This is a genomic window from Arthrobacter sp. L77, assembly GCF_000816565.1.
In the GTDB taxonomy this organism is placed as follows: domain Bacteria; phylum Actinomycetota; class Actinomycetes; order Actinomycetales; family Micrococcaceae; genus Arthrobacter_D; species Arthrobacter_D antioxidans.
This window is the reverse complement of record NZ_JWSU01000004.1, coordinates 166706-180040: the sequence shown is the minus strand read 5'-3', so window position 1 is coordinate 180040 and position 13335 is coordinate 166706. Positions and strand designations below refer to the sequence as shown.

The following is a 13335-nucleotide window of genomic DNA, read 5'->3' as shown; positions in this document are numbered from 1 at the left end:
CGACGGCCGCTTCCGCAGGGGACCCGGCTACTTCCTGCGGGTCTTCGGGTCGAGCGCCTCGCGCAGCGACTCGCCCAGCAGGGTGAAGCCCAGCGCCGTGATGACGATGCATGCACCCGGGAGGAAGGCCAGCTGCGGTGCGACGCCGAGCTCCGCCTGCGCGTAGGTGAGCATGCGTCCCCATTCCGCGGTCTGCGGCAGACCGCCACCGAGGCCGAGGAAGGCCAGCGCGGCGGCGTCGATCACGGCGGTGGCGAGGCTGAGGGTGGCCTGCACGATCACGGGACCCATGCTGTTGGGCAGCAGGTGGCTCATGGTGATTGTCCGGCGGCTGAGGCCCAGGGTCTGCGCCGCCAGGATGTAGTCGGCGCCCCGCTGGGACAGCATCGTGGAGCGCAGGAGCCGCGCGAAGATGGGGATCTGCGAGACACCGATGGCGATCATGATCGCGTAGGTGCTCTGGCCCAGCATCGCGGCGATGCTGACGGCGAGGAGGAGGCTGGGGACGGACAGCAGGATGTCCACGAACCGCATGATCGCGCTGTCCACCCAGCCGCCGAGGCCCCCGGCCAGGACGCCGAGCAGCATGCCGCCCGCGAGACCGAGCGCCGTCGAGACGACGCCGATCAGCAGCGATGCCCGGGCCCCCCAGATGAGCTTGCTGAGGACGTCCCCGCCGAAGCGGTCCAGTCCCAGCGGGAATCCGTCGATCTCGCCCGGACCGGGAATGGTGGTGGGGGTGATCGACGTGCGTCCGGGGAGCTCGTCGCCGCCGTAGGGCGCGAGGATCGGCGCGAGGATCGCCACGAGCAGGAAGAGCCCGATGATGACGGCGCCCACGATCGCCTGCGGGTTCCTGCGCAGCCGGAGGTAGGCGTCCTTCCACAGGCCCGTGCCGCGCCCGGTGTCCATGGCGGGATCGTTCGGGGCCACGGAACCGCCGGCGGCGGGGGGCAGGATGGTACTCATTGCACACGCACCCTCGGGTCGATGACGGAGTAGGAGAGGTCGACGATCAGGTTGATCAGCGCGTAGAGGACGGCGATGAAGATGATGAAGCCCTGGAGGACCGGGTAGTCGAGCCCGAAGATGGCGTCCCGCAGGAACCTGCCGATCCCGTTGAAGGCGAAGACCGTCTCGGTCAGCACCGCGCCGGAGATGAGCAGGCCCAGCTGGAGGCCGATGGTCGTGACGACGGGGAGCATCGCGTTCCGCAGGATGAAGCTGCTGCGGATGGTGCTTTCCCTGAGCCCCTTGGCGCGGGCGGTGCGCACGTAGTCCGCGTTCTGCACCTCGAGGACCGAGGCGCGCGTGATGCGGACGATGATCGCGAGCGGGATGGTGCCGAGGGCGATCCCCGGCAGGATCAGGTGCAGGAAGGCGTCCCACGCGGCGTCGTACTCACCGGTCAGCAGCCCGTCGAGCACGTAGAACTGCGTGTAGTGCGTGGCATCCATCCGCGGGTCCTGCCTCCCGTCCGGGGGCAGGAGCGACCACTGGATCGCGAACAGGTACTTGAGGATGAACGCGAGGAAGAAGACCGGCACCGTGATGCCGATCAGGCTGAGGACCACCGAGCTGTGGTCGATGAACCGGCCGTTGTGCCGCGCCGCGAGGTACCCGAGCGGCACGCCGACGCCGATGGCGAAGATCAGGGCGATGATCGTCAGTTCGACGGTGGCCGGGAACCGGGTGGCGAACTCCTCGAGCACGGGCCGCCCGGTGTTGATGGAGATTCCGAAGTCGCCCTGGAGCAGCCTGCCGATGTAGGTCAGGTACTGGGTGATCAGCGGGCGGTCGAACCCGTACAGCTCGTTGACCCGGGCGATGGCCTCCGGGGTGGCCTTCTCCCCGAGGAGGGCCGTCGCCGGCCCGCCGGGGAGGCTGCGTACCCACAGGAACAGCAGGATGGACAGGCCGAAGAGGGTGGGGATGAGCAGGGCTAGCCGCTTACCGATGACGCGTAACACTGGGGATCCTTCCGGATGGACCGGGATGCCGGGCGGGGGTAGGACAGGGCGGGCCGGCCACCGGGATCAGTGGCCGGCCCGCGCTGCGTACTGCTGCTACTCGCTCAGCTCGATGTCCGTGAAGACCTCGTCGTTGACGGGGCTCGCCGGGTAGGAGGTGACGCGCGGCGCGAACGCCAGCGAGGGAGCCGGGTGGGCCAGCGGGATGGCCGGGTTGAACTCGGCGATCTGCTCGTTGATCTCCTTGTACAGCTCGGTCTGCTCCTCGCGGTCGCTGATGCCGCGGGCCTCGTCGAGGGCCGCGAACAGCTCGGGGTTGTCGAAGCCGAACTCCAGCTTCTCCTGGCCGAAGAAGACGCCGATGAAGTTGTCGGTGTCGTTGTAGTCGCCGGTCCAGCCGAGCAGGTGCAGGCCGTGGTCGGGGGTGCCCTGGACCTGGTTCAGGTAGTCCGGGGACCAGGCCGCCGGAGCGGGGGTGACCGTGATGCCGACCTCGCTGAGCTGGGCCTGCAGGTTGGTGAAGACCTGCTCCGGGGTGGGCATGTACGGACGCGAGACGTTCGTCGGGTAGTTGAACGTGACCTCGAAGCCGTCGGGGTACCCGGCCTCGGCCAGCAGTTCCTTGGCGCGGGCAGGGTCGAAGTCGTAGGTGGTGACGTCCTCGTTGTACCCGTCGACGACGTCGGGGATGAACTGTGTGGCGACCTTGGTGCCTTCCGGCAGGGTCTGCGCCACGAGGGCTTCCTTGTCGATCGCGTGGGCGATGGCCTCACGGACCTTCGGGTCCTCGAGCTCGGGGATGGCCTGGTTCATGCCCAGGTACAGGATGGTGAACGGGTCGCGCGCGGTGATGTTGTAGCCGGCGTCCTTCAGGGACTGCGTGTCGGCGGGAGCCACGAGGTCGTAGCCGTCGATGTCCCCGGCCTCGAGGGCCTGGCGGCGTGCCTGCGGATCGTCGATGATGCGGAAGATCGTCTTGGTGATCTGGCCCTTGTCGCCCCAGTAGTCGTCGTAGATCGAGAGCTCGAGCTGCTGGCCGACGTTCCACGAATCGAACTTGAAGGGGCCCGTGCCCACGGGATTGCCGAGCGCGTATTCGCTCAGCGACGGGGCTTCGGCGGTGCCGCCGATCTCGTCGGCCGCGAACTCCTCGAGCGCCGTCGGGCTCTGCATGGCGAAGGCCGGCAGCGAGAGTGCGGCGATGAACCCGGCGAACGGCGTGGCGAGGTTGATGGTGACTTCGTTGTCCCCGTTGGCCTCGCACGACTCGTAGACGGCGTTCTCGGGGCTGTCCGCGAAGCCGCGGAACAGCGATCCGTAGTAGTACGACGTCGTCTCGGCCTGCTGGATGCCGGTCCAGTTGTACCAGCGGTCGAAGTTGAAGCAGACGGCCTCCGCGTTGAACGGTGTGCCGTCGTGGAAGGTGACGCCTTCCTTGAGCTGGAAGACCGTGGACAGGCCGTCCTCGGCGGTCTCCCAGGACTCCGCGAGCAGCGGGGCGGGATCGGCGGTGCCGGGTTCGACGCCCACGAGGCCCTCGAAGATCTGCCGGCTGACGCGGAAGGACTCGCCGTCGCTCGCGAAGGCGGGGTCGAGCGACTTCGGGTCGGAGGACGCGGCGAAGACGAAGGTGGAGTCGATGGCGGAGTCGCCTTCGGCGCCGGTGTCCTCCTCGCGCTGGCTCTGGACGCAGCCGGTGAGGAGGAGTGCGGCGATGGAGATTCCCGCGGTGAGCGCAGCGCGTTTCCTCGCGAAACCTGCGCCGCGCACGGATGTGCCTCGGTTAGACATGTAGTACTCCCTGGTGACGAGTGATTCCTGGCGGAAGTGCCGGCATCCCGGAGGATCACGACGACGATCGCGCTGATAGGTGTGACGAGCCTAACTTCCGGATGGGGCGCAAACAGTATTTCGGGGGTCGCGGTGGTTACGATTTGGTATCGTCGGCGCGTCGGGCCGACCCCGCCGGCGGGCTGTGCCCGCGGACCAGGAGGACCCATGACGGAGACGGAAGCGACCACCGCCGAGCGTTACCGCCGCTTCGCCGAGGTGGAGGCGCGGGGCTACTCGCCGCTGTACGACGAGTGGTGCACAGGGATCAGCGGCGACGACGACGTCCTCGCCCGCCTCGACACCCTGCCGCCCCACCGCCGCCAGCCGGTCCTGTTCCTCGGCGCCGCACGCTTCGTCGGGGTGCCGCTGGGCGGCTACTCCGCCTTCCGTTCCTTCGTCCTCGCCGAGTGGGCGTCCATCCGTGCGGTCATGGAGAGCCGGACCACCCAGACCAACGAGGCCGGACGGTGCGCCGTCCTGCTCCCCCTCCTCGCCGCCATCAGCGCCGAGGAGGGCCGGCCGCTCGCCCTCATCGAGGTCGGCGCCTCCGCCGGGGCCTGCCTCTACCCCGATCGGTACGCGTATTCGTACACCCCGGGGCCGGTGCTCGCACCGAACACCGGCTCGCCGGTCCCTCCCCTCGAGTGCGCGGTATCGGGGGACGTGCCGCTGCCCGCGCGGCTGCCGGAGGTCGTCTGGCGGGCCGGGATCGACCTGAATCCGCTCGATGCCCGGAACGAGGACGACGTCCGGTGGCTCGAGGCGCTCGTCTGGCCGGAGCACGGCTTCCGCGCCGAGCGGCTCCGCGCCGCCCTCGGCGTGGTCCGCGCCGATCCGCCGCTGCTCGTCCGCGGTGACCTGAACGAGCACATCGGGCCGCTCGTCGAGCGCGCTCCGCGGGACGCCGTCGTCGTCGTGTTCCACAGCGCGGTGCTCGCCTACCTCGACCAGGCGGGCCGTGACCGCTTCGCCGGGACCATGCTGGGGCTGGCGGCGGACCGGACCCGCCCGGTCCACTGGCTGTCGCACGAAGGCCATCGCACACTCACCGGAGTACCCGGCGCCATGCAGCCGGCGCCCGGCGAGCAGGACGGACTGTTCGTGCTGCAGCACAACGGCCGGTCGGTGGCCCGGACCGGTCCGCACGGGCAGTCCATCGCCTGGCTCCAGCCGTCCGGGTCAGGTGCCTAGCCGCGCGTGCACTGACCTGCCGAGACGGTGTCGTCCAGCGTCCCGGCGCTCTCGGCGATGGGGCGCAGCTCCGCGAGGGAGAGCGCGTAGCCCACGGGCGCATCCGCCGTGGACTTCGCGAAGACGACGCCCGCCACACGACCCTGCAGGTCCAGCAGCGGACCGCCCGAGTTCCCCTGCTGGACGTTGGCGGCGAGGCTGTAGATCTGCAGGGGCCGGGGGTCCGCGCCGTAGATGTTGTTGACGAGCACGGGCGAGATGCCCTGCACGCTCGCCGGCTGGATCCGGTAGGGGCCGCCCGCGGGGTAGCCGGCGAACGCCGCCGTCGCCCCGCTCGCGAGCTCCTCCCCGAGGGTCAGCGCAGGGGCCTGGAGGCCGTCGACGGCGATCACGGCGACGTCCCGCACGGTGTCGAGCTGCACCACCCGGCCCGGCAGCGCGCCGCCGCCCGGCACCTCGACGACGGGGCGGTCGACGCCGGCGACGACGTGCGCGTTCGTGATGACCCGCCCGGGCGCGATGACGAAGCCCGAGCCGGTCTGGTTCTGCCCGCACTGGAAGGCCGTGCCGGTGATGCGGACCACGGAGGCCCCCGCGGCGGCGAGTTCGGGCGTGTCCACCGAGGCGTCGGGCACCTCGGCGGGAGTGGCAGGTCCCACGCTCTCGAGGATGGTGGGGATGCCGTCGTCGACCGCGATGGACCGCAGCTGGGCCATCCAGGTGCGGACGGGCCCGGGCGTGGCCGTGTCGATGGTCCGGATGACCTGTGAGGAGGCGAGCTGCTGGGATAGGAACGGGACCCCCAGGGTCCCGACGCTGAAGGCGAGCATCGACAGGACCAGGGCGGCGACGACGACGTTCACCACCCCGCCGAGGATGCGGTCGATGAGGCGCAGGGGCGGGAAGTCGGACCAGCGGCGGATGGACGCTCCGAGGGCGGAGCCGACGCCCTGTCCCACGATGATGAGGACGATGACCGTGCCGATGACCGCGATCAGGCGCCATGGATTGTCCGGCACCCACCCGCTGACCAGGGGGACGGCGAAGAAGGCGGCAACGGCTCCGGCGACGAAGCCGGCGATCCCGCCGAGGGTGACGAGGAATCCGTTGCGGAGCCCGGCGACCAGATAGCCGAGGAGGACCACCACCAGGATGATGTCGAGGAGGGTGAACTCCCCGAGGCTGACTTCCGGCACGTACATTCTCCCCTGGCTATGGCCGCGGGACGGCTGCGCAGGTCCCGGCACTGCGTGCGATTCTAGCTGCGAAGTTTGGGAGAAGGCGGGGAGTCCCACCCCTTCCGGCCCGCAATACGGACCGGAAGGGGTGTATCAGTCGTCACAACCGCTCAGGTACGGCAAGATGGACAGGGGAAGACAGCGGGGACCGCCGCGGAACGACGCACTATAGACGCATCAGGAGAATTAATGGACATCGAGGTACTGCGCCGGGCACCCCTCTTCGCATCACTGGGAGACGACGTCTTCGCCGCACTCACGGACGAGCTGATCGAAGTCGATCTGCCCCGCGGGTCGTCGGTCTTCCGCGAGGGCGATCAGGGCGATCAGCTGTACTTCATCGTCTCCGGCAAGATCAAGCTCGGGCGCACGGCACAGGACGGTCGTGAGAACCTCCTCGCGATCCTCGGCCCCGGAGAGCTGTTCGGTGAGATGGCGCTCTTCGATCCGAGCCCGCGCACCGCGACCGCGACCGCCGTGTCCGAGACGCGCCTGGCCGGACTGAAGAACGAGAACCTGCGGGCGCTGCTCGAGACGCGCCCCGAGGTCTCGGCCCAGCTGCTGCAGGCCCTGGCCCGCCGCCTCCGCCGCACCAACGAATCACTGGCCGACCTCGTGTTCTCCGACGTGCCGGGGCGCGTGGCCAAGGCCCTGCTCGACCTCGCGGACCGCTTCGGCCGGCCCGCCACGGACGGCATCCTCGTGGCCCACGAACTCACGCAGGAGGAACTGGCGCAGCTCGTGGGTGCTTCCCGCGAGACGGTCAACAAGGCCCTGGCCGAGTTCGTCCAGCGCGGCTGGCTCCGCCTGGAGGCCCGCGCCGTCGTCATCCTCGACATCCAGCGGCTGCGCCAGCGCAGCCGCTGAGCGTCGGCGTCTCCCTGGGCGCCTTTCCGCTCCCCTGAGTGCGCAGCCGTGGTGGGTGTCCGGCGCCAGGACCCACCACACGTGCGCCCTAAACCGGGCCCTTCTCGCGCGCCACTCCTCCCCCTCCCTGAGTGCGCAGCCGTGGCGGGTGTTGAACGTCAGGACCCACCACACGTGCGCACTAAACCGGGCCCCTCTCGCGCGCCGCTCCTCCCCCTCCCTGAGTGCGCAGCCGTGGCGGGTGTTGAACGTCAGGACCCACCACACGTGCGCACTCGAGGCGCTGCCGTGGGTGATGCCCGTGCGACGACGCCCGTCAGGGCCGCCAGCCGTGTCGCCTGAGTACGCGGCCGACCTTGGCGGCGACCCACCACTGGCCCTGCTTGAGATCCAGGCGGTTCACTTTGACCTGCACCCATCCCAGCTCGGCCGTCAGCGCGTCGCGGTAAATGTCCCGCATCTGCTGCTCCGGCGTCAGGTGATGGGCGCCGTCGTACTCGATGGCCACCCTGTACTGCTCGTTCGTGAGATCGGGCCAGAGTGCGGCGACGCCGTCCGGCCCCAGGATCGGGCAGTCGACCTCGAACGCCGGGAGGCCCGCGTCGTCGAGCATGAGGCGGAGGAGGGTTTCCGGCGGCGAGTCGACGCCGACGCGCAGGCGGGTGAGTGCACGTCGGGCAGGAGCGAGGCCCCGCACGCGTCCGTGGCCCTCGATGTAGGTGCGCAGCTCGTCGATCGGAACGAGCGGGTCGGTCCAGGCCCCGAACGATCGCCGATGCAGGCTCACCAGATAGTCTCCGGCGACGACGAGGTGGACGGGATCGACGATCGCCGCCAGGTCGAGCCAGGTCCGCGCCGGTGACGTCACCCTGAGGCCCTCGACCCCGACGATCTCGTCGTCGTCGATCGACAACCGCCGTCCCACCACTCCCCGGCGACGCGGGCTGGCCGCACCACGGGGCCGCGCAAGGTGCACGCGCTGGTCCTGCTCGAGTTCGAGAGGCAACGGAATGCCGTGCAGACGGGCCGCGGACGTATGGCTCAGGCAGCTGTCCCCTGTGACCAGCAGGTACGGCCGGCAGAAATCGGCATAGCCCTCACCGCCTGCGCGCGGGTGCCGGATGCCGCGGCTGGGCGTCATCAGGTCGGCGCAGCGGGTCCGGCTGCGCGGCACGTCCGACGCCGCGACGAGGGCGAAGGACACACCACTGATCGACGGCGGCAGAGCGGTGCGGCGGGTCATCGCCCCAGTCCACTACGGGCTCCCGCCCGTAGGTGATTGTCCACAGGCGAACGCGGTGAGTGCGCAGGTACGGTCGGTCCACGACGACGACACCCACCCCACGTGCCCAACGGGCCGAGGAGAGGCCCAGGGACGGAACCGTCAGCGCCCGCGCTGAACCGACCCGCCCTCGGTGAGCTTGGGGCACTCGACCTGCAGCATGAGGCGGCCGTCCTGGTCGGAGAGTTCCGGGTGGTACAGCTTCACCGGGCGCTTGTGGGAGAGGTAGGCGATGCAGCCGCGTGAGGAACCGATCTTCTCGAGGATGATCTCCACGGCCGGCACCGCGAGCTCACTGAGCGTGCAGCCCACGGTGTTCGGCTGGCTCACCTCGTCACCGAGCCGCGTGGTGTCGCGGTCGGCCACCTCCTGGGCGGCCCAGCGCCATTCGCCCCAGACGCCCTTGCTCTCGAGGATGCTCGGTTCCTGGTTCACGGGCTGCGCGGCCGCGAAGTAGTGGGTGTCGAACCGGCGGTGGGCGAAGTCAGGGGTGACCCAGTGCGAGAGCGGCTTGATGAGGTCGGTCCTGACGCCGAGGCCGCGGCGGGTGAGGATGTCCGTGAACCGGCATTCCCCCTCGTTGATGGCCTCGCGCGCCTTCATCCACTCCCTGGCCTGGGTGCCCTCGACCATCGACGACGCATCGGGTCCGGCCAGCAGCACGCCGGTCTCCTCGAAGAGCTCACGGATGGCACACAGCACGTGGCGCCGCGCCACCCGGTGGTCCTCGACGCCCAGTGTCTTCGCCCACATGGACGGCGTGGGGCCGTACCAGGGGATCTCGTCGTCGTCGGACTCCTCGACGCTGCCGCCCGGGAAGCCGATGACGCCCAGCGGGGACTGCCCACGCCGGTAGGACAGGTAGGTCTCGGTGCCGATCGCGCTGTCGCGCAACAGGACCACGGACGACGCCGAGCGGGCCTTGAGGGGGGTGCGCTCCCCGTGCTCGACCCAGCTCTCCGCTGCCGACCGCTGGTCCGGGTGGACGGGGAAGAACCTGGTGCTGAGACGGTCCACGGCCTAGACGAACTCCGCGATCATCTCGACCTCGACGGGCGAGTCGAGGGGGAGGACGGCCACTCCGACGGCGGAGCGGGCGTGCACGCCGGCGTCGCCGAGCACGGTACCGAGGAGGTCCGACGCGCCGTTGACCACGCCCGGCTGACCGGTGAACGAGGGGTCCGAGGCGACGAAGCCCACCACCTTCACGATCCGCGTGATGCGCTCGAGGTCGCCGATCTCGCTCTTGATCGCGGCCAGGGCGTTGACTGCGCAGATCGCCGCGAGGCTGGTGGCGGTCGCGGCGTCGACACCCGCACCGACCTTGCCCGAAGCTGGGAGTTTGCCGTCAATGAAGGGGAGCTGCCCCGAGGTGTAGACGTGGTTGCCGCTCACGACGGCGGGAACGTAGGAGGCCACCGGCGGGACGACGGCGGGCAGGGTGATCCCGAGGTCGGCGAGACGTGCCTCGACCCCCGAGATCACCGGATTCCCTGCAGACACTGCTAGCTCTTCTCCCTCTTGAGGTAGGCGACGAGCCCGTTGCCGTCGGGCCCGGGAACCACCTGGACGAGCTCCCATCCGTCGTCGCCCCACTGATCGAGGATCTGCTTCGTCGCGTGGATGATGAGCGGAATCGTGGAGTACTCCCATTTCGTCATGAAGAAAGCCTAGCGCGTGCTTGTAAACTGGAATAATGGCTGCGCGCAAATCACCCCTGTTCGACACGGCGACCACTCTCGGCAAGATCATCGCGTTCCTCGGAATCAGCTGCCTTGCCGGCGTGCTCGCCGCAGGTCTCCTCGTGCCCGTGGCTGCCGCGGCAGGAACGGGGGCCTCCGCGTCGATCGAGTTCTTCGAGGAACTGCCGGCCGAGCTCGAGCGCGAGGCGCTGGCGCAGCCGACCAGGATCGAGGCCGCGGACGGGGCGCTCATCGCGACGCTGTTCGAGGAGAACCGTCAGCCGATCACCCTCGACCAGGTGTCGCCGACCATGCAGGACGCCCTGATCTCGATCGAGGACTACCGCTACTACGATCACGGCGGCGTGGACCTCGAGGGCATCCTGGGCGCGATCGCCAGCAACGTCTCGAGCGGGACGAGCCGCGGAGCGTCCACCATCACGCAGCAGTTCGTCAACAATGTGCTGATCGACTCCGCCCGGCAGAACGGCGGGACGATCACCCTGAGCGGCGGCGGGAAGTCGGTGGGCGACAAGCTGCGCGAGATGAAGCTCGCCATCGCCGTCGAGAAGGAGCTCTCGAAGGAGGAGATCCTCGAGGGCTACCTCAACATCGTGCCGTTCAGCGGGAACACCTACGGCGTCCAGGCTGCGTCGAAGTACTTCTTCGATGTGGACGCGAAGGATCTCGACATCCCGCAGAGCGCGCTGCTGGCCGGACTGGTCAACGGCCCGAGCGCCTACAGTCCCACCGAGAACCCCGAGGGTGCGCTCCAGCGTCGCAACCTCGTCATCAGCTCCATGCTCACGCGCGGCAAGATCACGCAGGAGGAACACGACGCCGCCATCGCCACGGATCTCGGGCTGAACGTCACCCCGACCTTGAGCGGTTGCGTCGGCGCGGCCCAGGCGCCCTACTTCTGCGACTACGTCTCCCACCTCATCCTCAACGATCCCGCCTACGGCGAGACCGTCGAGGACCGCGAGAAGGTGCTGTACCGTTCCGGCCTGACGATCAGGACGACCCTCGACACGCGTGTGCAGGCCGCGGCGCAGACCGCGGTCAACGAGACGGCGAATCCGGACACCACCGACGGCTCGGTGGGGCATTCCATGACCAGCATCGAGCCAGGGACCGGCAACATCCTCTCCATGGCGCAGAACACCCGGTACATCCCGGGCGAGGCCGCCGGCGACTCCGTGCTGAACTTCAACGTGGACCAGTACCAGGGCGGGGACCCCGCGAAGAGCCTCGGCGGCGTGGGCGGCTTCCAGCCGGGCTCGACGTTCAAGCCCTTCACCGTGGCCGCCTGGGTGGATTCGGGCCGCTCCCTCAACACCGCGATCGACGGACGGAAGCGCACCTACCCCGAGGGCGACAGGTGGCCTGCGAGCTGCCTGCGCGGCGGTGCCTACACCGTGCTGACCGACGACGGCAGCGGCTACACGCCGCAGAACTACGGCGACACCAACTACGGGACCTTCACGGTCCTCCGGGGTCTGGCGCAGTCCTACAACACCATCACCATGGAGACCGCCCGCCAGCTGGACATGTGCAGGATCTTCGACATCGCGTACGACATGGGCGTGCACAACGGCAAGAGCGCCGGCGGAGAGCCGGAGCGGCTCGACGTCCTCGCGCCCGGCCTGATCGGCGGCGTCCAGGACGTCGCCCCGCTGTCCATGGTGACCGCGTTCGCAGGTTTCGCGGCCGAGGGCAACGTCTGCCAGCCCCGCGCCCTCACCGAGGTGACCGCCGCCGACGGCACGAGCTACCCCGTTGCCCCGGTCGACTGCACGCAGGCCGTGTCGAAGGAGACCGCACGGGGCGTGAACTACGCCACCCAGGAGGTCATCGAGAGCGGTTCGGGCCAGCTCCTCGAGTTCGGGGACATCCCGATGGCCGGCAAGACGGGCACCAACGACCAGCGGTCGCAGACCTGGTTCATGGGCTACAACTCGGGCATGGCGACCGCGAGCTGGATCGGCAACTGGAAGGAAGGCAACACCTCCCTCAGCGGCCTCCAGATCGGCGGGCGCACCTACCCGGAGATCGACGGCTCGCTCATCGCGGGCCCCTCCTGGGCACGCTTCATGCAGCAGATCCCCGACCTGCACGTGGGGAAGTCCTTCGTGGACCCCCCGTCCAGGATGATCAACGGCACGCAGCGCGGCACCACGCCGGGCACGAACAACCGCGGGACTGGCACGCGTGGCTCCACCGGTGGTACCACTGGAGGAACAACCGGCAACAACGGCACTGGAGGAAACGGCTAGCGTGACATCGACTCAGACATCCCGGAGCGGGGCACCGCTCGGCTGGGCGGCAGGCCTCACCCTGACCGCCGCGGCCGCGACCCTCGCCTACGCTTCGACCGTCGAGCGCACGCTGTACGAGGTGAGGGAGGAGACCCTTCCCATCCTCCCGCCGGGCGCCGCTCCCCTGCGGGTCCTGCACCTCTCGGACATCCACATGGTGCCGGGGCAGAAGTCCAAGGCGGACTGGCTGCTCCGCCTCGCGAGCCTGAAGCCGGACCTCGTGGTCAACACCGGCGACAACCTCAGCCACCGGAAGGCCGTGGGCCCCCTCCTCGACGCGCTCGAGCCGCTGTTGAAGGTTCCCGGGGTCTTCGTCCCGGGGTCCAACGACTACTACGCGCCGGCGCTCAAGAATCCGCTGCGCTACTTCGCGGGTCCCTCGATCACGCCCAGGGAGTCGGCACCGAAGGACCTGCCCTGGGCGGACATGTTCAGCGCGTTCGGGGCGGCCGGCTGGGTGGACCTCACGAACCGGTCCCAGTCGATCGGCTTCCGGGGCATGCGCATCGACTTCACGGGTGTCGACGATCCGCACCTCGACCGCGACCGGTACGTGCCGTACCCCTCCGGGAGCAGCACCTCCGCCCAGGCGCCGCACATCAGGGTGGCCGTCGCCCACGCGCCCTACCAGCGCGTCCTGGACTACTTCACGGCCGGAGGCGCGGACCTCATCCTCGCCGGACACACGCACGGCGGCCAGGTCTGCGTCCCGGGCTACGGCGCCCTCGTCAGCAACTGCGACCTGCCGACCTGGCGTGCACGGGGACTCACGCAGTGGGAGTCGGACGGGCGCTCCGTCCCGCTCAATGTCTCGGCGGGCATCGGGACCTCACGCTTCGCGCCGATCCGCTTCGCCTGCCGGCCCGAGGCCGTGCTCCTGACGCTCACTCCCGGGAACGGGAGCTAGCCGGCACCCGCCTGCTTCTTCGGGTGTCACGGCTGTGACCGGCGCTA

12 protein-coding genes are annotated in these 13335 nt (G+C 69.5%); 4 read left to right on the top strand and 8 right to left on the bottom strand.

Going from position 1 to position 13335, the window contains the following annotated elements:
- Nucleotides 1-27: 27 nt before the first annotated feature.
- The 3 genes from RY94_RS03365 to RY94_RS03355 form a co-directional block, all read right to left on the bottom strand.
- A complete protein-coding gene (locus RY94_RS03365) occupies nucleotides 28-969 on the bottom strand; it encodes an ABC transporter permease (RefSeq protein WP_043441812.1) in 942 nt (313 codons plus the stop codon).
- Nucleotides 966-1970, bottom strand: coding sequence for an ABC transporter permease (locus RY94_RS03360; protein WP_043441809.1), 1005 nt, complete (start codon nucleotides 1968-1970; stop codon nucleotides 966-968). The genes RY94_RS03365 and RY94_RS03360 overlap by 4 nt, the downstream gene beginning before the upstream one ends.
- Nucleotides 1971-2066: 96 nt before the next feature.
- Nucleotides 2067-3761: an ABC transporter substrate-binding protein gene (locus RY94_RS03355; RefSeq protein ID WP_052273886.1), complete on the bottom strand. Its 1695-nt coding sequence runs from the start codon at nucleotides 3759-3761 to the stop codon at nucleotides 2067-2069.
- Between the two features lie 207 nt (nucleotides 3762-3968).
- Here RY94_RS03355 and RY94_RS03350 point away from each other — a divergent pair, with 207 nt between their 5' ends.
- On the top strand, nucleotides 3969-4994 hold the full coding sequence (locus tag RY94_RS03350; RefSeq protein WP_043441802.1) for a DUF2332 domain-containing protein: 1026 nt from the start codon (nucleotides 3969-3971) through the stop codon (nucleotides 4992-4994).
- On the opposite strand, the gene RY94_RS03345 is transcribed toward RY94_RS03350, so the two are convergent.
- Nucleotides 4991-6190: a MarP family serine protease gene (locus RY94_RS03345; RefSeq protein WP_231554396.1), complete on the bottom strand. Its 1200-nt coding sequence runs from the start codon at nucleotides 6188-6190 to the stop codon at nucleotides 4991-4993. The genes RY94_RS03350 and RY94_RS03345 overlap by 4 nt on opposite strands.
- Nucleotides 6191-6421: 231 nt before the next feature.
- Here RY94_RS03345 and RY94_RS03340 point away from each other — a divergent pair, with 231 nt between their 5' ends.
- A complete protein-coding gene (locus tag RY94_RS03340; RefSeq protein WP_043441798.1) occupies nucleotides 6422-7099 on the top strand; it encodes a Crp/Fnr family transcriptional regulator in 678 nt (225 codons plus the stop codon).
- 316 nt (nucleotides 7100-7415) lie between these two features.
- Here the strand turns inward: RY94_RS03340 and RY94_RS17095 are convergent, their stop codons facing one another.
- The 4 genes from RY94_RS17095 to RY94_RS17620 form a co-directional block, all read right to left on the bottom strand.
- The gene (locus tag RY94_RS17095; RefSeq protein WP_043441796.1) at nucleotides 7416-8342 is read right to left on the bottom strand and encodes a hypothetical protein; all 927 of its coding nucleotides are present in this window, start codon (nucleotides 8340-8342) and stop codon (nucleotides 7416-7418) included.
- Between the two features lie 141 nt (nucleotides 8343-8483).
- The gene (locus RY94_RS03330) at nucleotides 8484-9398 is read right to left on the bottom strand and encodes an NUDIX hydrolase (protein WP_043441794.1); all 915 of its coding nucleotides are present in this window, start codon (nucleotides 9396-9398) and stop codon (nucleotides 8484-8486) included.
- 3 nt (nucleotides 9399-9401) lie between these two features.
- Nucleotides 9402-9884, bottom strand: coding sequence for a RidA family protein (locus tag RY94_RS03325; protein WP_043441791.1), 483 nt, complete (start codon nucleotides 9882-9884; stop codon nucleotides 9402-9404).
- Nucleotides 9885-9886: 2 nt separating this feature from the next.
- A complete protein-coding gene (locus tag RY94_RS17620) occupies nucleotides 9887-10042 on the bottom strand; it encodes a DUF4177 domain-containing protein (protein WP_137370103.1) in 156 nt (51 codons plus the stop codon).
- A 35-nt stretch (nucleotides 10043-10077) separates the two neighbouring features.
- Here RY94_RS17620 and RY94_RS03320 point away from each other — a divergent pair, with 35 nt between their 5' ends.
- Together RY94_RS03320 and RY94_RS03315 are read left to right on the top strand one after the other, a co-directional pair.
- Nucleotides 10078-12339 (top strand): transglycosylase domain-containing protein, encoded by a 2262-nt coding sequence (locus RY94_RS03320; protein WP_052273885.1) that lies wholly within the window; start codon nucleotides 10078-10080, stop codon nucleotides 12337-12339.
- Between the two features lies 1 nt (nucleotide 12340).
- Nucleotides 12341-13288, top strand: a complete 948-nt coding sequence (locus RY94_RS03315; protein WP_043441787.1) for a metallophosphoesterase — start codon at nucleotides 12341-12343, stop codon at nucleotides 13286-13288.
- Nucleotides 13289-13335: the final 47 nt, after the last annotated feature.

What these genes read in the sequence shown, in the direction of transcription:
- RY94_RS03365 (WP_043441812.1), bottom strand. Translation starts at nt 969, where the DNA reads ATGAGTACCATCCTGCCCCCCGCCGCCGGCGGTTCCGTGGCCCCGAAC.
- RY94_RS03355 (WP_052273886.1), bottom strand. Translation starts at nt 3,761, where the DNA reads ATGTCTAACCGAGGCACATCCGTGCGCGGCGCAGGTTTCGCGAGGAAA.
- RY94_RS03350 (WP_043441802.1), top strand. Translation starts at nt 3,969, where the DNA reads ATGACGGAGACGGAAGCGACCACCGCCGAGCGTTACCGCCGCTTCGCC.
- RY94_RS03340 (WP_043441798.1), top strand. Translation starts at nt 6,422, where the DNA reads ATGGACATCGAGGTACTGCGCCGGGCACCCCTCTTCGCATCACTGGGA.
- RY94_RS17095 (WP_043441796.1), bottom strand. Translation starts at nt 8,342, where the DNA reads ATGACCCGCCGCACCGCTCTGCCGCCGTCGATCAGTGGTGTGTCCTTC.
- RY94_RS17620 (WP_137370103.1), bottom strand. Translation starts at nt 10,042, where the DNA reads ATGACGAAATGGGAGTACTCCACGATTCCGCTCATCATCCACGCGACG.
- RY94_RS03320 (WP_052273885.1), top strand. Translation starts at nt 10,078, where the DNA reads ATGGCTGCGCGCAAATCACCCCTGTTCGACACGGCGACCACTCTCGGC.